Source organism: Halomonas sp. V046 (assembly GCF_052645355.1).
This window is the reverse complement of sequence record NZ_JBQXYF010000001.1, coordinates 56,741-80,122: the sequence shown is the minus strand read 5'-3', so window position 1 is coordinate 80,122 and position 23,382 is coordinate 56,741. Positions and strand designations below refer to the sequence as shown.

The following is a 23,382-nucleotide window of genomic DNA, read 5'->3' as shown; positions in this document are numbered from 1 at the left end:
CCGTAGCGCCGCGTGGGCGTGTCGGACATCGTCGGCGCCGGGCGCTCGGCAGGGCGTCGCGGGGGGCGTCGCACAGGGCGTCGCAGGGGGCGTCGAAGGGGGCGTTGCGGAGGGCACTCGGCAGGGGGCGTCGAATCCGCGACTCGGTCAGGCGCGTCTCGCGGTGCCACACCGCTCGAGCCAAAAAAAAGACCCCGGCGCGAGTCCGGGGCCCAAGGCAAGCTGCCGGGATGACAGCAGGGTCAGGAGCTGTGTTCGATGGCGGGCGTTGGCTCCTCGCTGGCGCCTCGCGCGCGACGCTCGACCACACGCCTTACGCCGACGTAGAACAGCGGCGTCAGCAGCAGGCCGAAGACGGTGACGCCGATCATGCCGTAGAACACCGCCACGCCCATGGCTTGGCGCATCTCGCTGCCGGCGCCGGTGGCCAGCATCAGCGGGATAACACCGGCGGTGAAGGCCACCGAGGTCATCAGGATCGGGCGTAGTCGCAGGCGGCAGGCGGTGAGCACCGCCTCCAGGCGTGAGTGCCCGGCGTTTTGCTGTTCACGGGCGAACTCGACCAGCAGGATCGCGTTCTTGCAGGCCAGCGCCACCAGCACGATCAGGCCAATTCGGGTGAAGATGTTGTTGTCGCCGCCGGTGAGCCATACGCCGGCCATGGCCGAGAGCAGCGTCATGGGCACGATCAGGATGATCGAGAACGGCAGCGACCAACTCTCGTACTGGGCGGCGAGCACCAGGAAGACCAGCAGCACCACCAGCGGAAAGACGTAGATCATGGTGTTGCCCGCCAGCACCTGCTGGTAGGTCACTTCGGTCCATTCATAGCCCACGCCCGAGGGCAGGGTAGCCGCCAGCACCTCCTCGATGGCCTGCTTGGCCTGGTCGCTCGAGTAGCCTGGCGCCGGCGAGCCGTTGATGTCGGCGCTGACGAAGGTGTTGTAGTGCATGACCCTGTCCGGTCCCGTGGCCGGGCTGATCTCGACGAAGCTGCCGAGCGGAATCATGCGGCCGTCGTTGCTGCGCACCTTGAGCTGGGAGATTGCCTGGGCATCGAGGCGATACTCGGCGTCGGCCTGGGCACGCACCTGATAGGTACGGCCGAAACGGTTGATGTCGTTGACGTACAACGAGCCCAGGTAGATCTGCAGGGTGTCGAACACGGCGTCGAGGGACACGTTCATGATCATGGCCTGCTCGCGGTCCACGTCGACATCGAACTGCGGCACCTGAATGCGAAAGCTCGAATAGACGCCGGCCAGGCGCGGGTCCTGGTTGGCCGCAGTGACGACCTGCTGGGTGGCGTCGAAGAGCCCGGTAAAGCCGACGTTGCCGCGGTCTTCAAGCTGCAGTTTGAAGCCGCCGGTGGTGCCGAGCCCGAGGATGGGCGGTGGCGGAAAGACCGCCACGTAGGCTTCGTCGATCTGGCCGAATTCGGCGTTGAGCTTGGCCGCGATGGCGCTCGCCGACAGTGCCGGCGAGCGGCGCTGCTCGAAGTCCTCAAGCGTAGTGAACACGATGCCGGAGTTGGAGGCATTGACGAAGCCGTTCACCGACAGTCCCGGGAAGGCGACGGTGTGGGCGACGCCGGGCGTCTGCAGGGCGATTTCCTGCATTTCGCTGACGACGTCGCTGGTGCGGTCGAGGCTCGCCGCATCCGGCAACTGAGCCATGGCCACCAGGTACTGCTTGTCCTGTGACGGAATGAATCCCCCCGGCACCTCGTCAAACAGCTTGCCGGTCAGCCCGAGCAGCGCCAGATAGCCAAGGCCGACGATCAGTCCGAAGCGCATCAGGCGGCGAATCAGGCCGGTGTAGCCGCGCGACAGGGTGGCGAAGGCGCGGTTGAAAGGGGCGAACAGCCAGCGCCCGAACAGCGCATCGACGACGCGAGTGAGCAGATCCGGCTTGGCGCCATGGGGTTTTAACAGTAGCGCCGCGAGCGCCGGCGATAGCGTCAGCGAGTTGAAGGCCGAGATCAGCGTCGAGATCGTGATGGTCAGGGCAAACTGCTGGTAGAACTGCCCGGTCAGGCCGCTGATAAAGGCGGTCGGCACGAAGACCGCCGTCAGCACCAGGGCGATGGCGATGATCGGCCCGCTGACCTCGCGCATGGCGATATGGGTCGCTTCAACCGGCGAGTGGCCGAGCTCGATGTTGCGCTCGACGTTCTCGACCACGACGATGGCATCGTCGACGACGATACCGATGGCCAGTACCAGGCCGAACAGCGACAGCGTATTGATCGAGACGCCGATCATCTGCATCGCGGCGAAGGTGCCGATCAACGACACCGGCACCGCGATGAGCGGAATCAGCGACGCCCGCCAGGTCTGCAGGAACAGCACCACGACCACGACCACCAGCAGGATCGCTTCGAGCAGGGTGTGGATCACCGCCTCAATGGAGCCACGCACGAACACCGTCGGATCGTAGACGATGTCGTAGCTGACGCCGTCGGGAAAGTCGCTCTGGGCCTCGTTCATGTAGGCGCGCACCGAGTCGGACAGGGCGATGGCATTGGAGCCGGGGCGCTGGAACACCGGCATGGCCACGGCATCCTTGCCATCGAGCTGGGCGCGCAGCGCGTACTGATCGGCGCCGAGCTCCACCCGGGCCACATCACCCAGGCGAGTGATACGCCCAGAGTCATCGACGCGGATCACGACGTTGCGAAATTCCTCCGGCGATGACAGTCGGCCCTTCACGTTCAGAAGACGCTGGAACTGGCTTTCATTGGGGGCCGGCTGGGCGCCCAGACTGCCGGCGGCAACCTGTTGGTTTTGAGCGCGCAGCGCCGTCACCACGTCGCTGGCGCTCAACCCGCGAGAGGCAATGGCCGCGGGGTCGAGCCACACGCGCATGGCGTACTCGCCGGCACCGAACAGCTGAGCGTCGCCGACGCCATCGAGGCGCGCGATATCGTCCTGCAGGTTGAGGCGGGCATAGTTGGACAGCCACAGCTGATCATAGCGTCCATCGGGGGAGGTGAGGTGCACCACCATGGTCAGGTTGGGTGATGACTTCTCGGTGGTGACGCCGAGTGCTTGCACTTCCTGGGGCAGACGCGGCGTGGCGCGGGCCACGCGGTTCTGCACATTGACCTGGGCCTTGTCCAGGTCGGTGCCGAGCCCGAATGTCACCGTCAGCGTCAGGTTGCCGTCGGCGGTGGACTGGGAGTCCATGTAGAGCATGCCTTCCACCCCGGTGATTTCCTGCTCCAGGGGGGTGGCGACGGTCTTGGCGATGACTTCGGGGTTGGCGCCGGGGTAGTTGGCCTTGACCACCACCGTTGGCGGCACGACTTCGGGATACTCCGAGATCGGCAGCTTGAACAGCGCCAAGGCCCCCGCCACGACGATCAGGATCGACAGCACCGTGGCGAACACCGGACGGCGGATGAAGAAGCTCGACAGGTTCATGTGCGCTCCCGAGCGGTGGCGCTCTGGCCGCCATCGGCGGCAAGCGAGGCCGGAGATTCGGCCGCGCGGGCCGGCAACCGCTCGGCCAGGCGATCGGTGCGCTCGCGCAGTTGCTCGAGGGGCGCCCGGTCGGGGCCGTCGACGGACTGGGGCGTCACCGCCATGCCCGGGCCGAACTTCGACGGCCCCGCGGCAACGACGCGCTCGCCACCATCGAGGCCTGAGGTCACTTCGCGCCAGGCACCGAAGCGGCTGCCGGTGGTGATCGTGCGGTAGGCGAGGGTGCCGTCTTCGGCGGCGATGAGCACGAACTGGGCATCGAGATCGGTGCCGATGGTGCGGTCGGGTACCAGCACGCCGTCGGTCTGGCGGGCCGCGGCGAGCCGGACGCGGGCGAAGGCGCCGGGGCGCAGCGATGGATTCTGGGCGCTGAACCGCGCCCTTACGCGCAGGGTGCCGGTATCTTGATCGACCTGGTTGTCGATGAAGTCGAGACTCGCCTCGAAGGGAAAGTCATCCTGGCCCGCCAGCTGCAGCTCCACCGGCCAGCCGCTTGCGGCGCTGACCCCGGCAAAGTGGCGATTCCAGGTGCGCTCGTCGATGTCGAAGTAAGCGTCCACCGCGTCGGTGCTGACCAGGGTAGTCAATACGCTTTGCCCCGCGCTGACGACGTTGCCTGCGGTCAGTTGAGCGCTCGATACCTGGCCGCTGATCGGCGACGTGACCACCGCGTAGTCAAGGTCTAGCCGGGCGCTATCGAGCTGCGCCTGCAGCGACGCCACCTGGGCGCCTTGCGCCTGGGCATTGGCGTGTCTGGCCTCGGCTTCTTCTCGCGCCATCAGGTTGCGGCCGACCAGCTGGCTGGCGCGTCGGGATTCGCCGTTGGCGCGGGCCTGTTCCGCCTTGCCGCGGGCGAGTTCGGCGTCGAGTTCACGCACCCTTGCCTCGAAAGGCGCCGTATCCAGGCGCACCAGCGGCTGGCCTTTCTCCACCCGAGAGCCTTCCGCGAACAGCACCTCGGCCACCTGCCCGCTGACCCGCGGGCGCAGGGTGACTCGCTCGGGGGCCTCCAGGCGCGTGGTGTACTGGTACCAGGTGGCGATCGGCTGGCGCACCGCCTCGACGACTTCTACCGTGGGCGGCGCCGAGGCGGCAGCGGCGGTTGCGGTCTCGCCTTGGCTTGGCTCACAACCGCCAAGCAGCAGCGCGAGGGAGGCGGGGGCAAGCAGCAACAGGCCACGACGAGCAAGATGTGACGGGCGCAGCGAGGAGGATGAGGCCGAGGCGGGCGACCGCATGGCGCCGCCGCCCTGGGGGCTTCTGTGTTGCATCAGGCGACTCCTGAAAGTGAGGATCGCCAGTGTAAGCATTCAATGAGGGTTGTATTAGACCGGTTGGTCGCACATTATTGTTGCCTGAAATGCACGCAAGCGTGCGCGAACCGTCACTGCGCCCCTCGGTGGTCTCTGCGACGGAAAAATAGCGACGAACCAAAGAGGCAAGAGACAGCCGTGGATACCCCGAGTCGTTTACTACTGCTGGTCGATGTCGCCGAGCTTGGCAGCTTTTCCGAAGCGGCCAAGCGCCGCGAGATGGATCGATCGGTGGTCTCCAAGCACATCGCCCGGCTCGAGCAGGACCTGGGGGTGCGGCTATTGAATCGCTCGACGCGCTCGCTGTCATTGACCGACGCCGGCCTTGCCATGCTCGATCAAGGCCGCTCGCTCAGGGAGTGGATGTACAACACCCAGGCGCTGGCCGAGAACCTGCAAGAGCGTCCCACCGGGCGGCTAAGAATCAGTGCGCCGGGGATCCTCGGGCGCTGTATCGGCTTCGAGGCGCTGCGCCGCTTTCGCCGCCTCTATCCCGACGTGGAGGTCGACCTGCAGCTGGAGGAGCGCCGGGTCGACGTGATCGGCGACGGCTATGACCTGGCCTTGCGGGTGGGGGATCTGGAAGACTCGAACCTGATCGCCGCGCCCCTGGCACCGAACCCGCTGTTGATCGGAGCGAGCCCGGAGTTCATCGAGCGCCACGGCGAACCCAAGGATCTTGCGACCCTGTCTCGGCTGCCGGCGCTGACCTGGTTGACGCAGCAGACTCAGCTGGACTTTCTGCCGTACCGTGACGCCAATGGGCACGAGCAACGGCTCGTTCTGAACAGTCAGATTCGCACCAGCGAGGTAGAAATCATCAAGCGCGGGGTGATGGACGGCATGGGCATCGGCGTGCTGCCGGCGTTTGCGATCTACGACGAGGTCAGTGACGGGCGCATCGTGCCGATCATGACCGACTTGCCGCTTGAGGACTTCGGCACCATCACCTTGCTCTACCCGCACCGGGACATGCCGCTCAGAACCCGGCGCTTCATCGATATTCTGATGGACATCATCGGCACGCCGCCGAAATGGGAAACCCACATTCCCGGCTTCGGTCAGATGTATGGCAAGGGCCAGGCCAAGTATGATGGAGTGCCGCTGGCCTCGTGAGGGGCCGGACAGACAAGGCGACCCCTTGGTCAGGTGGGTTGGCGCCACCCTCGGGCATTGGCCGTTGTGGTGGCCCAGGCGGGGTAGGGGCCCGGATTTCACTTATCGAATCGGAGTGTGACATGAACCACGAGATGCCCTCCCAGGAAGTGATCCTCGCCGGTGAAGAGCTCGGCGAGCATCGCGACCATTACTCTGACGAGCGTTTCTGGACCAAGATCGGCCGCTACGCCAGGGTCGCCGGTGAAGCGACGCTGTCTCGGGCGCTCATGCTCTACTACGCCGCCCGCGACAAGGACACCCCGGTATGGGCCAAGACCACCATCTATGGCGCGCTGGGCTACTTCATCTCGCCGCTGGATGCCCTGCCAGATCTGACGCCATTGATCGGTTACACCGACGACATGGGCATGTTGGCCGTCGCCCTGATGACCGTCGCCAGCTACGTGAAGGACGAGCACAAGCAGAAGGCCAGCATCACGCTCAAGCGCTGGTTTCCCTGATCGGCTCTCGATCTCCGTGACCACCCTACCGACGGCCTTGCCCTCGTCGACCAGGGAAACGAGACTTCCACGTGTCTGGCCGAGGTTCTTCACAGACACAGCAATGCCACCTTCTTCGTGGTGGTATGTCGAGGCCTCGGATCGCGGATGATGGGTCCGTCGCGCGCGCTGAACGTGACCGGTAATCGGCGACGACCTCACGATTTTCTCTACTCCTGCACCCGTTCATCGGCGCCTCTGGAAGCCACGGGTGGCGGAAAGGGCTTCGCGCTTGATCGTGGCAGACGCTTATTGTATCCGACGTCAACTATGCTGATCGGCCAGAGTCATTGTCGCTCTATATCTCGCTGATATAGGCTTGCGTCGCCGATACTTCGGTCTCATTTCATTCGACGACGGGAAGGATTCATGTCACGACACCTTTTACTTGCCTCTTTATTGATCGCGGCCTCCACCAGCGCCTGGGCCAACGACCTCAAGCCTGGACAGTGGGAAATCACCCAGAGCCTGACAGGCGAACAGCTACCTGAGCAGATGACCCAGGAGACGACAGAGACGCAGTGCATGACCGCGGAAGAATCCGATGACATGGCGGCGACGATGCGCAAGGACTGGACGGCATCCGGCTGTGAGGACATCAATATCAGCCGCGACGGCGATGTCATTGATGCGCAGGCATCCTGCCCCTCCGCCGCTCGCACAACCACCTTCGATGCCGATATCACCCTGCACAGCGATGAGCACTTCACTACCGCGATCAAGATGGACAACGGTCAGCAGGTAACCATTCAGCAGGAAGGCCAGTGGATCGGTGAGAACTGCGAAGGCTAGGCGAAACACCTTGCTGGCACCGTAACTGGTGCATAAGAAAGCCCGGCACTGCGGCGGGCTTTCTATTTCTACCCTGAGAGAGACAGTTGGCGGAGCCTGTCAAGGCACTTGGAAGACGTGTTGATGCCGCTTCTAACGGCTGATCCACCTGATGAAGCTTCGGAGCGCGGAGGCGTACAGGACTTCTGTGGCAGGAGGATACTCCACAGGCGGTCGCGCCAGCTTGCGGACGACGATCAGGGCGAGGCGCCGGATAATCAGGCTCCGATAGCGGAGCAGTATTACACAGGACATAAATGGTGCCCTCTGCAGGATTCGATAAAATAATGATTTGATTTTTAATGATTTTTGACAGGTGGGCACTGTCAATATACCGCTACTCTGATAGACAGCCCATGTCTCCTATCGTCGTAGAGGCACTATGCTGGCCCAGCGCTGAGGGCAAATTCCACAGCCAACGACGAAGAACCTTTCGATGGCTTCGCGCTTGTTCGTGGCAGCCTTCTATTGCGCTATCGGGAGCTTCTCTATATGGGTCTCGATCGCCTCACGGACTTGCCTTGTCATCGGAAGGTTGTGCTTTTCGGCCTGCCAGTGCTGGCGGAAGCGTGCGACAGTCTCGTGCGCCGTATCCAGAACAAGCCTTTCGGGAATGGCCGCTTTGGCTGCTAAATGCCCAAGCTCGTCATTGGTCAGTTCGGAAAACGCGCGGGCCCGGCTGATTCTGAGTCCCATATCGTCGTTGGGGATATAGGGGATGGTCGAGACAAGATCGTAGGCCGGAGCGAGAGCCGCATTTCGCCGGTCGGGATAGATGAGCGACCAGTTCTTGATATGCATATCGCCGTTTCCGGTCAGAACGCAGAACACCAGCCGCCGGATGAACTCGGCGATATCAGCGTCAGTGGTCTCGGCGGCAAGTACCTGCGCAATATTACGCAAGGTTGCGGTTCTGTATTTATGCTCGGGATAGACATCGAAGACCTGCGCAAAATCCTCGATATGGACGGCGCTGCCGTCAGCCAGCCTGTCGAACCGTTCGATAATGAAGGCGCTTTGGCCGATCTCGTCGATTCCTTCGGGCAGATTCTTGATGCTGCCGATGTCGACAAGATCGATGGGGGGGACGTCTATGCCGGTGAGGCGCGCGAGTGTCATCATCGAGAACTCGTTTTCGGGGACGCCATCGAACTCGCGCGATGGGAATTTCACGATCCATGAGCCACCTACGCCAGATGCCGGAATCGTCAGGCCGCCCGTCGGTGCGAGAACCGCCGAGAATTTGAGCTGCACCCCTGCGAGCGAGAACCGCAAGGCGTTCTCGCGGCGATCACCCACGGCGTCACCGGCATCGGTACTCTCACCGCTAACCGGCGGCCATGCTTCGCCATCAGCGGGTTTGATCGTGACCGCGCCGGGCAGATCGCGACCAAGCGCCCACAGTAGATACAACTCGCGCTCGGGATTTACGCCCGCATTCTCCGCAAGGTACTTGCGCAGATGGCCTTCAGGCAGAAGGTTCGAGAAAAAGGGCATCACGCGCTTCTGGTAGGCGCGGAAGTCCGTCAGTAATGCGCCGAACTCATCCTTGAAGGCCAGTCCCAGGGTCGGTCTGTCAGGGTTGTCGATATAGGCGTCGTTGAAGGCGAAAATCGTTCGGTCTCCACCGACATTGGTGAGAGTGCCGATGGCTTCCCCATAGAGCAGGACGTCAAGGACAGAGACATTAGCCATCATCCTCCTCCTCCAGCCGATAGGCCGGTCTTGGCGAGCGCGCCACTTCCTGGGACGCCGCGCGATGGGCGAGTTGGTTGCGCAAAGAGCGGATGTTCTCGGCAGCCCTGTTGACGGCCTCATCGCTGCTCGAGGACTCGATAGACTCGATGGTGCGCCTTACCTTTTTTAGAATTTCAGGGTCAATTTGGCTCTGGATTCGGGTGATCTCGCGGATGCGGCGCTGGAGATTTTCGACGTTCGCACCAGATGCATGGGATGCGAGGGCATCGACCATCTCGCGGATGCGGTCGAGTTCCCGCCGTGTTGCCGCATTGATGACCGGCGTGCTGGCGACGCTGCGGGTGATTGACTGGACAGCTGGAAGAGCCTTGCGGGGAACGAGCATCAACTCCAGGTCCAGCGCGTGGGCGATGGAAGAAAGGCTTGAGACGCGCAGGTCAACGGCATTATTTTCTATTTTCGAGATGTGCGACTGCGGCACACCGGCGAGAGCGCTCAGTTCCCGCTGGCTGAGCCCTTTCGCTTCTCGTGCGGCCTTGAGTCGTGCGGTCAGTTCTTCCGTCCTATAGCTCATTTGATCTGCTTTTCTATATCATTTGCTAGTTTTGATCTGCTAAAGCAGATCAATCTGCGCGATGAGATTCAATAGTCATTGATCTATCATGATAGATCAAAACACAATATTGATCTATTTTAATGGATCAACACCTGCCAGTAGCGAGTGCCCTGTGAGGGGGACGGTCAGGGCCAGCCGCAACATCCTGGGGCACTCGAGAATATCGAGCGCGCAATGACCATGGCGCCAAACCGCCCGCGTCATAGCGCGGGCAGCGTACCGGAACCTACCGGGCCGGGGCGGCCTGTTCGGCGGCCCCGGCGATGGTGTCGACAATGGCTGGCTGCAAGCCGCGAAGGTGCGGGGCACGCGGGCGGGTCGATGACAGTGGTGCCGGAAGCCGTTCAGATGTCGCCTGGTCGTGTTGGCAAAGCCGTGGGCAGGCCTTGCCACATACAGCACAAGGGTAGAGGGCGCCACGCTCAGCGTTGTTGCGGAGCTCCACGTGGTAGGTGCCGGTGTACCGGGTATGTTGCTTCGTCATGGGCGTAGCTGGCGTTACAAAAAGGGAAGGGATGCCGGTCAGGCTCGTCGGCACCTGGGATCAGACGGCATCTCATCGCCGGTCGCGTTGCCCCTGCTGGCCTTGTCAACGTCATGCCAGACAACGTATTCCCGGAGCGAGCACGGATGAGAGACGCGAAGAGACCGATGACGTTGGGCTAAGCCAACCGCAGAGCGTGCACTTGATGTGGGCTCGGCACGTAGTGATGGCGCGACGCGGGCTCGGAGGGAACGGGAGAGGAGGTGGGAAGGGCGTCGATGGCGCCCTCTGCAGGATTCGATAAGCTTAATTAACTATCTGTTATAAATAGCTTTTCTTGTTTGTTTGGGATTTTATTATACCATTAGCTATACCATCTTCCCGCAACACATGGCTGTGCATCCATGCCTTCGCAGCGAATGGAACGCCCTCTGCCCACTTTCGGCCAAAGTCTGCCTTTAAGGAGATTCTGATACAGCGCTATGCTCAGGTGCATTGGACGCAGGGTAGAGCCTTATCGAAGAAAAAGTGCGAATGGGGTCCAACGTTTCTTTCCACGTATTTTTATATTTCATTTTTTGCAAACCTTTTCCAAGCTTCATTCTCTACCAAAGTTGATCTGTAGATCTTTATCTTACTGCATCCTCTTATGGCTCGAAGGGCCGACTTAACCTGATTTGCGACTTCCTTGGGGAGCCAAGGGCTTAACATGATTCGACTGACTGTGTCGAGGCCAACTGGAATCTTGAGTGTGATCGTCTCGTGATTGGTGCGAGCAACAAAAAGACGATACTCCATTTCATCGCCAAAGGCATGACGCTTAATAAATGGCAGTTCCTCGGTTTCTGGCGGCTTTGAACGCATATCATCTAACGTTCTGTATATTACTGGTTCTGCTCTTAAGCCTTCCACTTGCCTCACACGATCCAAAAACATTCCTTTATGAAACTCGATGCAAACGCCACTGGCTCCATGTGAAAAAACCCTCCAGTGATGATAAGTTTCGTTAGTTTCAGTAAGGCACAGTGAATAGATTGAGCTAAGCCCAGTAGCTACTCCATATTGTTGCAAATAATATGAGTCATTACGATCATCCCAATACTTCGGATTGAGAAGTGTGATGTTTTTTGATTCGAGAAAGTCGATCAGAAACGGTAGCTCAGTGTACCGGCGAAGGAACCTTCCCTTTGAACTGTCTTTCATAACATATAAATCCTTAAATAAAATGCAAAGTAGCGATGAGTAGGATAGATAGGGCGTACACCCCCTACTACCCCGCTGATTCGGCCATCAGCTACCACGCCAGGTCCATCAGCATGGTATAAAGTTTGACATCCGGCCAAGCATGGTCGTTCAGAAAAGCCTGATTTACGCTTGGTTTAGGTTCGCCGTAGACGTTATCTCTAACCACTTGTTATGCATTTTTAGCCTGTGTAGCTGGAAAGTATCTTGTTGTTTCCAGTAACCATTAAAAACTAGCGGTTTTATTCAATCTACTTGCGAAGAAACCAGAAGTTTGGCGGAATAGGCAATCGGTAATGTCTGCACGCAGTCAAGAACATAGGAATTAAGCCAGTCCTAATTGCACTAACATTACTTATGGCAGTGCAAGTTTCTATAGCTTTGTTTAATGTTTCCATCAATGCTTCATGGCCATTATGAGGCGATAAATCGGTAACACAAATGCCGTGATGCGTCTCACCAAACCACATTAAATCATCGGAATCCTCGTCTGGAAACCATGCTTGATGGGTACAGTTTGGTATCTTCTGATTTAGACGTTCAGTGAATTCTTTCGTCTCTCTCTCATCGGCTACGTACAGCATCCAAAAATAGATATAGGGATATAAAATACTGCCCACACATGCTTCATCAAGGTACGATTGATCCGCACTTTCCGGATGCGCTAGAAGATCAACGTAGTCTCTCAGACATGTGGGATACCGAGAGTTTGTGATAAGAGCGAAAGTTGTTCGGTGAGAAATGAATTTCAACCATGGCAGAAAGCGAGACTCTGACTGCGTTAACTGAGCAAGATACATAACTAACGAAATTTCAATCATGTGGTCATCTCGAATCGGCGAACTGAGAGTCGGATTAGAATTGATCATCGAAACCAATGTATCCAATGTTCGGTTAGTACTCTCTGTCAAAGATTTCAAGAAATCTGGATCGCCATCTGGTAAACGTTTTGATAATAGATCAGTCCAAATTCCACGCGTAGCCAATCTGCCCAAGAGCTCAAACATTGCCAAATTAACATCAACTGACTCCCGTGAGCGTACAGCTACAGAGAGTGCGTGCGGCGTCCCGCCATGGGCATATGCCGTTTTTTCCAAGTACATCTCCGATTTTGTCAGATACAGCTTTAAGAACTGATCAAAAATAAACGCCAAGGTCTCTTCATGTTTGGTTGGCCTTTTCTTTGGCTCTCGCTTCCGAATTAAATTCCAGCAGAACAGCATACCAAGTTCGGAAACCCTGTATGTGCTTTCTAAGTTATTCGCCTCAATCGCCCAAGATATCACTGCATGTAAGCAGATAAACGACTGGCGCAAGCGAAGAAGTTGATCTTTCTGAGATGAGTGCTCTTCTAGTAGAAGGTTTCCGAGAAAGGCGCGCGTGTACTCATAACAAACACTAGGCTCATTGACCATTGCCACTGCTTTTTGGAAGTTACGACGTGGTTCTTCTTCTAAAAGCTCACGGGCCAAGAGGCAACGCATCATGAGATCGGCTAGTCGATATCCATTCCACTCTTCGTAGCTTATCTTGTCCGTCGTATACCGGGCAGTGTATCCTGCCCAGTTCATAAGAGCTGTTTCCTCTAGCTCTCCTCCGCAGCACAGGCAGATTTTAATCGGAAGATCTGCGTGCTCTCGAGCCACGTTGCTCCGCAGATAAATGTCTCTAATTTCATCCAATTCCGGGCGGACAGCCTGAACTCCCGTTGACCAGTCGCTACGAGAAATGTTTCCCGCCTTGATACAGAATAGGTATAGATATCTCTGCTTATCCTCACCTTTTATTTTTCCAACAGCTGCTATGTCCACACCATTCTGCCTAGTCCCTATCATTGGCGTGTTCAGTACGCGCAGTCCGATTTCAGAGAGTAGGTTGGGCAAAACAGATTTATCTAGATCTCCACGCTCCTTAAGCGAAGCGAGGTACTCTTTCAGAATGATCCTCATTGCGAAACCTTTTGCTCAATTCGAAATATTGTGAGCATCTCGTTAAAGCCCACTGGGTCAATCACAGCAAGTCGTGGAAACTCAGCACTATAGAAAAACTCTGACAATGGCGTGACACTGGGTACTTTCTTGCCATTCTCCCCGCTTATTAGGGAAAAGCTTTTCTTCCCGTAAAGGAGGGTTTGGCGAGGAACTAACTGGCAAATTAAAGATCTCTCATGTGCTTGTTTTTGAATTTCTTTATTGCACTCACGATCCTGAATTGCTGCGGCACGTCGTTGCTCAATAGTGGGACGAAACTCGACCAGGTGTTCCGTTGATTTAAGACCTTCTAGGTAAATATCATGCTTTTCTATAAGACGTTTAATACAACCAGAGATGCGCTTTGATGGTTTTTTTCTTCGTTCGTTAAGGAAACTTCGAAGATCACCATTATAGCTAAGAAGCAGAGGATTATATAATAATTCTTCGGCCTCTTCTCTCGCTAATTTCTTCCCGCTTTTTACGATGCTCAAGAGAATGGACGCGGCGGTAATTTCATGAAGCCATAGAAAGCCAACGCACTTTCGTGCCAAGAAAATCTGATCATTCAAATCATTCGGCAACCTGGCCCTAGAAATTTCAACAATGTTGTTTTTATTGCCGCCTTCTCCAACCATATCCGCGAGAAACTTGCATAAATCAAACTGACCGCTAACAAGCCAACTAGAAAAAAGTTGAGCTGCATTGTCAGGGCTACTCCATATCCACTGGCAAAAATTGTAAAGCTGACTCGGTTCGATTGAGTTTTCCAGCTTCGGAATTTGAGTGGCGAATACTTCTATGACTTTATTTAGATCCCATCCTTCGTCTTTTGCATGTAAGGCATGGTCCAGCCAATGAAGGGTTGCCTGTGGATTTGAAACTTCTCCAGCGAGAACCTGCAAAATAATATCGATACTCTCAGCCCCAACGCCCTTTGAATGATAGAATAAAGCAGCTGATAACTGAACTAATTCGCTATCGCCCTTTTCATCGATAATCGCTTCAATGAACTCCTGTTGTCGGTATGGCTCAAACGAACCAAGTTTTTCCCAGGTGTTGAACGTAGTTTCGATAGCGGAAGATCTTACGTTCTGATCTTTTTCAATAGCGATGACTTTGCAGCACTCGTCTATGACGCGTTTGGCAATTGTTTCACTGCTTACCTCAAGCCTCCCAAGAGAACGCAGCCCCACAGCGACAACAGCTTTATCGGAGTGCCCTAGCAACTCGAAGGCAAGCTCTATGCTCCCAAGGGCTTGAACCGCAAAAACACAATGTGAAAGGCATAATTTATCGAGAGATATAGCCCCATCGACGATCAGCTTAGCCTTTTCAGTATTGGCTTTGCACCATTTAACCAGCGAAATATTTGGCATCCCTGCCGCGCCGTCAGGTCCAGCTTTACTAGCTAGAGTGTGGACCAACCTCAGTACGTCTCGAAACGAACAATCCAGTTCGGGGATCGCCTGATCAAATAAATGCACAATCGACCAAAACTCGTTGTGATCTAGGTCCTCAATAACGGCCAGGTTATGATCTGACACCAGCGAAATTTTCCCTAAATTATGAAGCTTACATAATACTGGGCCGTATTCCTGTCTGCGAATATGACTCTCAAGCGAAAGAAGACATGGAATCAATTCACCACGACGATCAGCGTATTCCAGTTGCTTGTGAATAGAGGGGGTAGTTTTCACTGATTAATCACCTTAGAAGGCTGTTGTTCGCGGCTAGCACGGTGGCAAACTAATCATCCCGCCAGCTGCATAACACGAATCGACGTGCCCACTGGACCTACCAGCATGTCGGCTTTGGGTCATAAGCAGCCTCCGGACCAGTCAGGCCTTTCCAAGACCATACTATTGCGAACGTGGCATAGATTCCCCCAATACGCCACTGACGTTAGACCAACGCCTTGCATACTCAGCATAAATTCGCATGGATTCGCATGAATAGTGAGGACCTTCTACCCCCTATGGAGCCCAGTATCGGCGGGACTTTGAGCCAAGTGCATGACTGCATTAAAACCGACAGGTTTAGCGCGCAGGGGGGGCGGGGTGTCGACAGCGCGCCAGGGTGGCGGACGGGGGTAGGGGGGGGGCAACACTCGAAGACGCCCAGGGCAGCGCATTAGATAGGGCTCAAAACGGATCAACCCCGCCGTATGGCGGGTTGATGGGTTGGGCGCTTGTGTAACTGCCCTTAGGCTGAAGCGCTTGCCAGAGTTGCCTCCAGCTCCTTCAGGTGTCTCGCTGTCACCCTGTTGTTTTGGATGGCCTCTCGCGGTATTTCACAGTTCAGCGCTGGGATCTCTGCTTGATGCTCGTTGCTCCCGTGAGGTAGCGGTAGCAGTTTGAGGAAGAGGGCACCGATAGCGGCGAACTGTCTCCGCTCAATGTCATGTTTGACCTGCTGGTTCTCTTCCCGATTAAGATGCCGGAAGAATGCCCTGTTGAGTTGCGTGCAGGTGTCGATGCCGATCTAGGCCGATGAGGTTGGGCTAAGCCAACCGCAGAGCGTGCGTGATGTGCTCGACACGCAGTGATGGCGCAGCGCGGGCTCGATCGCAGCGGGAACGAGAGAAGAGAGAAGAGAGAAGAGGTGGGAAGGGCGTCGATGGCGCCCTCTGCAGGATTCGAACCTGCGACCTGCCGCTTAGGAGGCGGCTGCTCTATCCTGCTGAGCTAAGAGGGCGTGCGGCGCGCATTATAAGCGTCTGACGCGTCGAGATAAACCCGCCTCTCTTCGGTGGCGGTGTGATGAGGCCAAATCCTCGGTAGAATGCGCACACCTAGAGCTTTTACCGCGGACTCGACTGCCTGCATGCCCGATACTCCCTCCCGGCGCGATACCACGCCGTTTAGCGCTTCACTTGGCACTCCGACCATGGCCACGGCGGCGTCGCCGCTGTCTGCCCATGGCGATCGTCACTTCGATGGCCTGGCTGACAAGTTTTCGGCGTCGCTGTACGGTCACCTGCGCGGTGAACTGCGCCTGTCGTTGCTCGATCGGCTGTTGCCGGAAATGCTCGATCTTGCCGGGCAGCCGGTACTCGATGTGGGCGCGGGGCTCGGCCAGCAGGCTCGCTGGTTTCTGGCCCGTGGACATGACGTGACCCTGGCCGAGCCTTCCGCCGATATGCTCGAGCGCGCCCGTGAAGACCTGGCGGATGTCACGGTGGATGGAAAGATCGGCAGCGGTGCGCCACGTTTCGTTCAGGCGCCGCTTCAGTCGCTGGCAAGCCGAGCCCCTGGTCCCTGGCCCCTGGTGGTCTGCCACGCGGTGCTCGAGTGGCTGGGCGATCCGCGTGGCGGACTCGAGGCGCTGGCGTCTCTGGTCGCCCCGGGTGGGCAGTTGTCGCTGATGGTGTTCAACCGCGATGCGCTGCGCCTGTCCAATGTGGTCAAGGGCAACCTGGAAAAGGCCTTGGCCGACCGCCTCGAGGGCAAGGGGCAGCGGCAGCGCCTGACGCCTATTTCCCCGGTGACCCACGCCGACGTGGCCACCTGGGCCGAGTCCCTGGGGCTTACCCTCGAGGGCGTCGCCGGGATTCGCGTCTTTCATGATTACCTGCGTCATCCGCCGGCGGAGCAGGGCGAGCTTGAACGCTTGATCGAGCTTGAACACCGCTACTGTCGCACGGACCCGCATTGGCGGCTGGGCCGCTACCTGCTCTACACCTTGCGACGTCCGGCGTCCTCGGATGACGCTAGTGCCGCTGACAGTGTCGCCGGTAGTGTCGCCGATAACGTCACTGAGAGCGTCGCCGATAACGTCACTGAGAGCGTCGTCGATAACGTTGTCGAGAGTACCGCTGAGGAGGAGTCGCCATGAGCGCCGAGACGCCGGTCGGCCAACTGCTGGAGCGCCAGGACGCCGACTATCGTGGCTGGTGGTGGGTGGGGCCGCCCCGCGATGGCTGGCTGGAAGGCGGCCAGGGGTGTCTGGTGAGTGGTGATTTCGCCGTGCGTCGGGCCTGGCACGAGCGTGGCCGGCCGGCGCTTTCGCCCTTCGATGGCGAGGGCATTGACGAGGCGGCTTCGTCGCCGGTGCCCGGTGCGGTGCTGTTCTGGCCCAAGGCACATGCCCTCGGCGAGTGGTGGCTGCTGTGGCTCTGCGCCAGGCTGCCGGAGGGCACCAGGCTGCAGTTGGTGGGAGAGAATCAGGGCGGCATCAAGCGCGTGCTCAAGGTGCTCGCGGCGCTGGGGCTTGGCTGTCGCAAGCTCGATAGCGCCCGGCGTTGTTCGCTGTTCGAGACCCGCACGGCGCGTCTGGCGTTGGACCCGGAGGCCGTCTGGACGCACTTCGAGGCCGAAGGCTTGAGCCTGGCGAGTCACCCGGGGGTGTTCGGTCACGGCAAGCTCGATGAGGGTACGCGCCTGCTGTTGGGTCAGTTGCCATCGCATCTGCCCGCACAACAGCCGAAGGGGCAGGTATTGGACATGGGCTGCGGCGACGGCGTGCTGAGCGCCTGGCTGGCACGGCAAGGGCGGCACGTCTGCGCCGCGGACGTGAGCGCCTTCGCGGTACAAGCGACTCGGCGAACCCTTGCGGCGAACGAGCTTGAGGGCGAGGCGCTGGAGAGCGACGTCTACTCGGCCCTGGGCGAGCGGCGTTTCGACGCCATCGTCAGCAACCCGCCGTTTCACCAGGAGCGCAGCATCGACTATGGCCCCGCCGCTCGGCTGATCGAAGAGGCGCCGAGCCACCTGGTGCCCGGCGGTCGACTGATCCTGGTGGCCAATGCCTTCCTGCCCTACGCCGATCCGCTGGAGCGTGCCTTTGGCGGCTTCGAGATTGTGGCCGATGACGGTCGTTTCCGGGTCTACTCGGCGCGCCGGACTTAGCGTTTCGGCTAGTGTTTCGGCCAGTTTCTCGGCTGACGTTTCAACAGTCCGATGCGCTGACATCACTCACAATAGACGCCCAACGCCCTGATCGTGCATAGCGAGCAGGGCGTCAGTCTTTCTGGCCCGGCGTGCGGTAGTGAATCTCGGTGATCAGCCAGGTCGTGTCGCCGCCCGGGGCCGCCACCGTTACTTCGTCGTCCAGCGACTTGCCGAGCAGCACCTTGGCCAGCGGTGCATCCACGCTGATCCAGCGCTTGGCGGTGTCGGTCTCGTCGTGGCCCACCAGGCGCACGGCCATCTCCTCGCCGTGTTCATCTTCGAGGGTCACGAAGGCGCCGAAGAACACCTTGTCGGTATCCGCCGGAAGTCGATCGATCACCTGTAGCTCGTCCAGGCGTTTGGTCAGGTAGCGGATACGCCCGATGACGCGGTTCAACTCCTTCTTGTTGTAGGTGTAGTCGGCGTTCTCGCTGCGATCACCAAGGGCGGCGGCCTCGCCGACCTTGGTCGAGAGCGCGGGGCGCTTGACCCGGGACAGGTGGTCGAGAATGCCGCGCAGGCGCTCGGCGCCCTCCAGGGTGATCAGGTTGCTCTTGGGTTCCTGGCGCGGGTCCTTGGCAGGATCGCGCCAGCGGGTCATGTTGCGGCCTTTCATGGCACTCCCTTCGTTGGCTGGTATTGGCCCTAAGTCCCGGCGGGCGATAGGGGCCGGGATGCGTCTGCGCCGGGCTTGGTCGCCGGGCTTAGTCACGTCGCTGGGCTTAGTCATGTCGCTGGGCTTAGGCACGGCGCTGGGCTTAGTCACGTCGCTTGGCTTGGCCAGGGCTTGGGTTCGACCAAGAGTGCCTTGGCGGCCTTCTGCGAACAAGCGGGCCGTTCGAGAAGGTGGGGCGGTCGGGCCTCGATCACGGCTAGACCTTGGCCGTACTGGTCAATCATTCAAACGTTCGTTACATTTCAGGTGGCGGTGAATGGTGCGTGCCGCCGCCGTGGCACCCCAGGGCCACGTAAGGTCCTGGAGACGCCGCAACGATAACAATCCCACGCACGCCCTCGGAGAATGCCATGACACGCCGTTGCGATAGCCGCTCACCCGGACGCTCCTTTCGTCTTCTCCCCCTCATTGCTGCTTCGACGCTTGCGCTGGCCTCGACGCTAGCGCTGGCCGCATCCAGCGTCGATGAGCTTCGCAGTCGCTGGGAAACCATCACGACGGCAACGCCAAGCGGACAGCGCGAGCAGGCCCTCGAGTCGCTGGCGAGCGAAGCCGATGCACTGGTGCAGGCCAGCCCCAACGTCAGCGAGCCGCTGGTGTGGCAGGGCATCATTCAGGCCTCGCTGGCCAAGGCCAAGGGCGGGCTCGGCGCGCTGGACAACGCCAAGGCCGCTCGCCGGGCGCTGGAGCGTGCGGTGGCACTGGATTCGTCCGGGCTCGACGGCTCGGCCTATGTCACGCTCGGCGCCCTCTATGACCGTGCACCGGGGTGGCCGGTGGCCTTCGGCGACGACGACGTGGCCGAGGAAATGTTCGAGAAGGCGCTGGCGATCCGCCCCGACGGCGTCGATGTGAATTTCTACTACGCCGCCTATCTTGCCGACGAGGGCCGCGACCAGGAGGCGAAAAGGCACGCCGAGCTCGCCCTGCAGGGCCCGCTGCGCGCCGGGCGCGAGGCGTCCGATCAGGCGCTCAAGCGCGAGGCGCAGAGCCTGCTCTCCGATCTCTAGTGTTGGTGTAGTGAAAAGCCCGGGGGCGCGCCAGAGAGGCCTTTGTCTGCCGAGGCCTTTGTCTGCCGAGGCCTCTTGCTGACACGACCTCTCGGCGAATGCCCCAGGTTGGCGGTACTGCCATGTGGCATTATAATAGCGCCATATGGCAATGCGGGGGACGACGTGATGACCTCAACGGATAACTCGGCAGATCGGCAACCAGACATCTTGGAGCGGACCTACCAGCGGCTGGTGGGGTACCGGGACGGCCAGACACGGTCACCCTTCGAAATCCACGAGATGATCGAGGAAGGGCTGGCCTCGCAAGACGTGATTCATTTTGTCGAGTCGGTCGATCTGCTGCGTGACAAGAAGGTCGTCAGCAAGGTGCTTGGCATGTCCGAGCGTACCCTGTACCGGCGAGTCAAGTCCCCAGAACCACTCACCGCGGAGCAAAGCAGCCGCACCTGGCGATTCGCCGAGATCCTCACCAAGGCGGAAAACGTGTTTGGCGATCCCCAGGAAGCGCAGCGTTGGATGAGCACGCCGGCCATGGGGCTGGAGCGCCGCAAGCCCATCGACCTGATCACCACTCAGGTCGGTTTCGAGCTCGTCGACAACTTTCTGACGCGACTGGATTACGGGGTCTACACCTGATGTGCGACGCCTGCCTGCGCAGCGCTCTGTGCTTGTGGCGCCTGGATCGAAAACGTCATGTCGAAACCTGGGACAGCGGTTTTGGCGCAGAGCAAGGTGGTGGGCGCTGGAATTCGAAAGGGCGAGCCGCGGTCTACGGAGCGCTTGACCCTTCCACCGCGATTCTAGAGGTGGCGGCCCACAAAGGTTTCAAGGCCCTGGATAACATCGCGCACGTCCTTCTTTGCGTCCGCATCCTCGCCCCGTCACTGGCACATGAGGTGGCCGCGCAGTCGTTGCCCAACCCCAATTGGCTGGTCCCGGGATCACCCGGGCAAGGGCAGCAGAGCTACGGAGATCGGCTGCTAGATGAGCACCCCTTCATCATTGTTCCCTCGACGGTCTCACGCCACAGTCGCAACATCGTGATGAACCCGGCCGCTGCCGAAGGGCTCTATGAGGTGGTGATCCAGGAGCCTTTTGCCCTCGACACTCGCCTCAATCCGCCGCAGGCCCGAGGCCTCTGGCCGTAGTTTTCCGCTTTCCGCTCCCGAATGCCCCGGCACGATCATTCTCGACGAGACGCCGAGCCACGGCTCCTGGCGCCCGGCGCTGCGTCCGCGCTGTGCCCACACTCTGGCAAGGCTCCTTGGTAGGGCTCCTTGGCAGGGCGGGGCCAGACCCGGATAATGGGGCGATCTGCCAAGGAGCCTTGTCATGACGGATTCGCCCAGCCTCAATGCCCCTTTCACCGTCGATGATGTCGAGGTGATGTCCCGGGAATACCTCTACGAGGGCTTCTTTCGCCTCGACAAGGTGACCCTGCGTCATCGCCAGTTCGAAGGCGGCTGGAGCGGCGAGGTGGTGCGCGAGGTTCACCACCGTCACGATGCCGTGGGGGTATTGCTGTACGACCCCGAGCAGGACAAGGTGGTGTTGGTGGAGCAGATTCGCGCCGGCGCCCTGAACGATGCGCATACGCCGTGGAAACTCGAGTGCGTCGCCGGGCTCGTCGACAAGGACGAGTCGCTGGAGGACGTTGCCCGTCGCGAGGCACTCGAGGAGGCCGGTTGCGAGGTCGGGGACCTCATCTTGCTGCATACCTACTATCCTAGTCCGGGTGCCTGTGATGAACGTGTCACCCTGTTTTGTGGACTGATCGACAGTGGCGGTCTCGGCGGGGTGCACGGGCTCGACGAGGAGCACGAAGATATTCGTGTCCATGTATTGCCGTTTGTTCAGGTCTGGGAACTCCTCGGCGCCGGACGACTCGATAACGCCATGTGCCTGATCGGCCTTCACTGGCTGGCCGCCGAACGGGCCTCGTTGAGAGCAAGGAGGTAGCGTGTCGAATCATCGCGTAGCGAATCGCAGTGCCTATGTCACCGACTTGAGGACACTGCAGGGAGAGTGCACGGCCAACTACGTGCGCCTGGTGCGGCTGCTTGGTGATCTGGAGGCGGGAGACACTCGCGAGGTCGAACTGGTCAGCGGTGGCCACCGCTTAGGGGCGCTGAGCCTGCAGCTGATCGAGCAGGCGCCGTACACCAGCATCATCGCCGTGTCCCAGAGCGGCATTCTCGATGGCGTGATCGATACGCCGCGCATGCGGGTGCACCTCTATCACGACGTGCGCATGGCCGAGGTGACCGATTTTCAGCGTAAGCGCCATTTCGATGGCCGCTACCGCTACCCCAACGCCCATATGCACCAGCCCGACGAGAAACTGCAGCTCAACCGCTTTCTCGGCGAATGGCTCGATCATGGCCTGGCCCATGGCCACTCGCTGGATCTTCCGGAGCTGCCCTGAGCGGCCGGTCGGCAGCGCCGGCCATCGCCGTGCGCGACAGGCGGCTCCGGGCCCTGCGTGATAGGCGGGGTTTGGTCAGCCACTCTCGACAGCCACTCTCGATAACCCGTGTCGACCGCCAGTCTCGATAACCCGCCTCGACAGCCACTTTCGATAATCGGTATCGACAGCCACTCTCGATGACCCACGTCGACCGGCAGCCGCAGACGCTACCCCCAAGGCTCGAGACGGATCTCGCTGCTTGTTCGGTCGGCCCGGTCGGCCCGATCGGCATCTTCCCATTGTCCGTTGTATCCTGGCGAAAGCCCTTCCACGATCGTCTCAAGGAGAGCGACGACCATGCGTGTTGTTCAGATCACCGACACTCACCTCTACGCCGATCCCCTGGCTCGCTCTCGCCGCGGTGTGCCGGCCCGCCAGTTTGCCGCCGTGGTGGCGGCGGCGAGTGCGGTGCGTCCGGATCTGGTGCTGGTGACCGGCGATATCAGCCAGGACGAGACCGATGCCTCCTATGCCCTGGCGGCGGATACGCTGGCGACGCTGGACTGCCCATGGTTCTGGATTCCCGGTAATCATGACGCTCCGGAGACGATGGCGGTGCAGCGTGAGGTGCTCCCGGAGCTGGATGCCGGCACCTGGCGTCTGCTGCAGCTCGATACCCGCGTCGTCGGCGAGGCCCATGGCGAGGTGGGCGAGGCGCAACGGTTTGAGCTTGCCGAGCGGCTTGACCGCGATGAGCGGCCCACGGCGATCGTCATGCATCACCCGCCGATGGCGGTGGGCACGGCCTGGATCGATGAGCTAGGGCTCGTCGATGGCGACGCCTTCTGGGCTATTGTCGAGCGCTTTGCCCAGGTCAAGCTGGTGCTGTGTGGGCACGTACACCAGGCCTTTCATGGGCGATATGCCGGTGAAAACGGCGAGATCCAGGTCTTCGCCACGCCGTCGACGTCGGATCAGTTCTTGCCCGGCAGCGACACCTTTGCCCTGGACGAGGCCTCGCGGCCGGGCTTTCGCGTGCTCGACCTGAGTCGCGGCGGCTTTCAGTCCTGGGTCGAACGCGTCGAGGTGTGAGGCTA

The 23,382-nt window shown here is 59.7% G+C and carries 19 protein-coding genes and 1 tRNA gene; 11 read left to right on the top strand and 9 right to left on the bottom strand.

The features are described 5' to 3' along the window. Positions 1–242: 242 nt before the first annotated feature. The gene (locus ACUN9Y_RS00325; RefSeq protein WP_445458682.1) at positions 243–3,425 is read right to left on the bottom strand and encodes an efflux RND transporter permease subunit; all 3,183 of its coding nucleotides are present in this window, start codon (positions 3,423–3,425) and stop codon (positions 243–245) included. Beyond that, positions 3,422–4,756: an efflux RND transporter periplasmic adaptor subunit gene (locus tag ACUN9Y_RS00320; RefSeq protein WP_445458681.1), complete on the bottom strand. Its 1,335-nt coding sequence runs from the start codon at positions 4,754–4,756 to the stop codon at positions 3,422–3,424. The genes ACUN9Y_RS00325 and ACUN9Y_RS00320 overlap by 4 nt, the downstream gene beginning before the upstream one ends. 180 nt (positions 4,757–4,936) lie before the next feature. Here ACUN9Y_RS00320 and ACUN9Y_RS00315 point away from each other — a divergent pair, with 180 nt between their 5' ends. From ACUN9Y_RS00315 to ACUN9Y_RS00305, 3 genes are all read left to right on the top strand, one after another. Continuing rightward, positions 4,937–5,914 (top strand): LysR family transcriptional regulator, encoded by a 978-nt coding sequence (locus ACUN9Y_RS00315; RefSeq protein WP_445458680.1) that lies wholly within the window; start codon positions 4,937–4,939, stop codon positions 5,912–5,914. Positions 5,915–6,036: 122 nt separating this feature from the next. Then, positions 6,037–6,417: a YkvA family protein gene (locus ACUN9Y_RS00310; protein WP_445458679.1), complete on the top strand. Its 381-nt coding sequence runs from the start codon at positions 6,037–6,039 to the stop codon at positions 6,415–6,417. A gap of 408 nt (positions 6,418–6,825) precedes the next feature. Then, a complete protein-coding gene (locus ACUN9Y_RS00305) occupies positions 6,826–7,248 on the top strand; it encodes a DUF3617 domain-containing protein (RefSeq protein WP_445458678.1) in 423 nt (140 codons plus the stop codon). A 504-nt stretch (positions 7,249–7,752) separates the two neighbouring features. On the opposite strand, the gene ACUN9Y_RS00300 is transcribed toward ACUN9Y_RS00305, so the two are convergent. From ACUN9Y_RS00300 to ACUN9Y_RS00275, 6 genes are all read right to left on the bottom strand, one after another. Further along, the gene (locus ACUN9Y_RS00300) at positions 7,753–8,985 is read right to left on the bottom strand and encodes a type II toxin-antitoxin system HipA family toxin (protein ID WP_445458677.1); all 1,233 of its coding nucleotides are present in this window, start codon (positions 8,983–8,985) and stop codon (positions 7,753–7,755) included. Next, complete coding sequence (locus tag ACUN9Y_RS00295; RefSeq protein WP_445458676.1) at positions 8,975–9,559, bottom strand: helix-turn-helix domain-containing protein; 585 nt, start codon at positions 9,557–9,559, stop codon at positions 8,975–8,977. The genes ACUN9Y_RS00300 and ACUN9Y_RS00295 overlap by 11 nt, the downstream gene beginning before the upstream one ends. A gap of 1,090 nt (positions 9,560–10,649) precedes the next feature. Continuing rightward, positions 10,650–11,288 (bottom strand): hypothetical protein, encoded by a 639-nt coding sequence (locus ACUN9Y_RS00290; RefSeq protein WP_445458675.1) that lies wholly within the window; start codon positions 11,286–11,288, stop codon positions 10,650–10,652. Positions 11,289–11,578: 290 nt separating this feature from the next. Next, complete coding sequence (locus tag ACUN9Y_RS00285) at positions 11,579–13,276, bottom strand: hypothetical protein (protein WP_445458674.1); 1,698 nt, start codon at positions 13,274–13,276, stop codon at positions 11,579–11,581. Further along, complete coding sequence (locus ACUN9Y_RS00280; protein ID WP_445458673.1) at positions 13,273–14,997, bottom strand: hypothetical protein; 1,725 nt, start codon at positions 14,995–14,997, stop codon at positions 13,273–13,275. Before ACUN9Y_RS00280 ends, ACUN9Y_RS00285 begins: the two co-directional genes overlap by 4 nt. 920 nt (positions 14,998–15,917) lie before the next feature. Then, positions 15,918–15,994: transfer RNA gene (locus tag ACUN9Y_RS00275), tRNA-Arg, on the bottom strand. A 192-nt stretch (positions 15,995–16,186) separates the two neighbouring features. On the opposite strand from ACUN9Y_RS00275, the gene ACUN9Y_RS00270 reads away from it, so the two are divergent. Beyond that, the gene (locus ACUN9Y_RS00270) at positions 16,187–17,134 is read left to right on the top strand and encodes a methyltransferase domain-containing protein (protein WP_445459073.1); all 948 of its coding nucleotides are present in this window, start codon (positions 16,187–16,189) and stop codon (positions 17,132–17,134) included. Continuing rightward, a complete protein-coding gene (locus tag ACUN9Y_RS00265; RefSeq protein ID WP_445458672.1) occupies positions 17,131–18,147 on the top strand; it encodes a methyltransferase in 1,017 nt (338 codons plus the stop codon). The genes ACUN9Y_RS00270 and ACUN9Y_RS00265 overlap by 4 nt, the downstream gene beginning before the upstream one ends. Before the next feature lie 112 nt (positions 18,148–18,259). Here the strand turns inward: ACUN9Y_RS00265 and greB are convergent, their stop codons facing one another. Further along, a complete protein-coding gene (gene greB / locus ACUN9Y_RS00260; RefSeq protein WP_445458671.1) occupies positions 18,260–18,805 on the bottom strand; it encodes a transcription elongation factor GreB in 546 nt (181 codons plus the stop codon). A 410-nt stretch (positions 18,806–19,215) separates the two neighbouring features. Between greB and ACUN9Y_RS00255 the strand changes: the two genes are divergently transcribed. The 6 genes from ACUN9Y_RS00255 (at position 19,216) to ACUN9Y_RS00230 (ending at position 23,377) form a co-directional block, all read left to right on the top strand. Continuing rightward, entirely contained in the window at positions 19,216–19,875 is a 660-nt protein-coding gene (locus ACUN9Y_RS00255) for a hypothetical protein (RefSeq protein ID WP_445458670.1), read from the top strand. A gap of 168 nt (positions 19,876–20,043) precedes the next feature. Next, on the top strand, positions 20,044–20,514 hold the full coding sequence (gene parS, locus ACUN9Y_RS00250; protein WP_445458669.1) for a type II RES/Xre toxin-antitoxin system antitoxin: 471 nt from the start codon (positions 20,044–20,046) through the stop codon (positions 20,512–20,514). Continuing rightward, positions 20,514–21,026 carry an RES family NAD+ phosphorylase gene (locus ACUN9Y_RS00245; RefSeq protein WP_445458668.1) on the top strand — a complete coding sequence of 171 codons (513 nt, stop codon included), beginning with the start codon at positions 20,514–20,516 and terminating at the stop codon, positions 21,024–21,026. Before parS ends, ACUN9Y_RS00245 begins: the two co-directional genes overlap by 1 nt. Positions 21,027–21,210: 184 nt before the next feature. Further along, positions 21,211–21,837, top strand: a complete 627-nt coding sequence (locus tag ACUN9Y_RS00240) for an NUDIX domain-containing protein (protein WP_445458667.1) — start codon at positions 21,211–21,213, stop codon at positions 21,835–21,837. 1 nt (position 21,838) lies between these two features. After that, positions 21,839–22,303 carry a DUF1249 domain-containing protein gene (locus ACUN9Y_RS00235; RefSeq protein WP_445458666.1) on the top strand — a complete coding sequence of 155 codons (465 nt, stop codon included), beginning with the start codon at positions 21,839–21,841 and terminating at the stop codon, positions 22,301–22,303. Positions 22,304–22,642: 339 nt separating this feature from the next. Next, positions 22,643–23,377, top strand: a complete 735-nt coding sequence (locus tag ACUN9Y_RS00230) for a metallophosphoesterase (protein ID WP_445458665.1) — start codon at positions 22,643–22,645, stop codon at positions 23,375–23,377. The last annotated feature ends 5 nt before the right edge of the window (positions 23,378–23,382 follow it).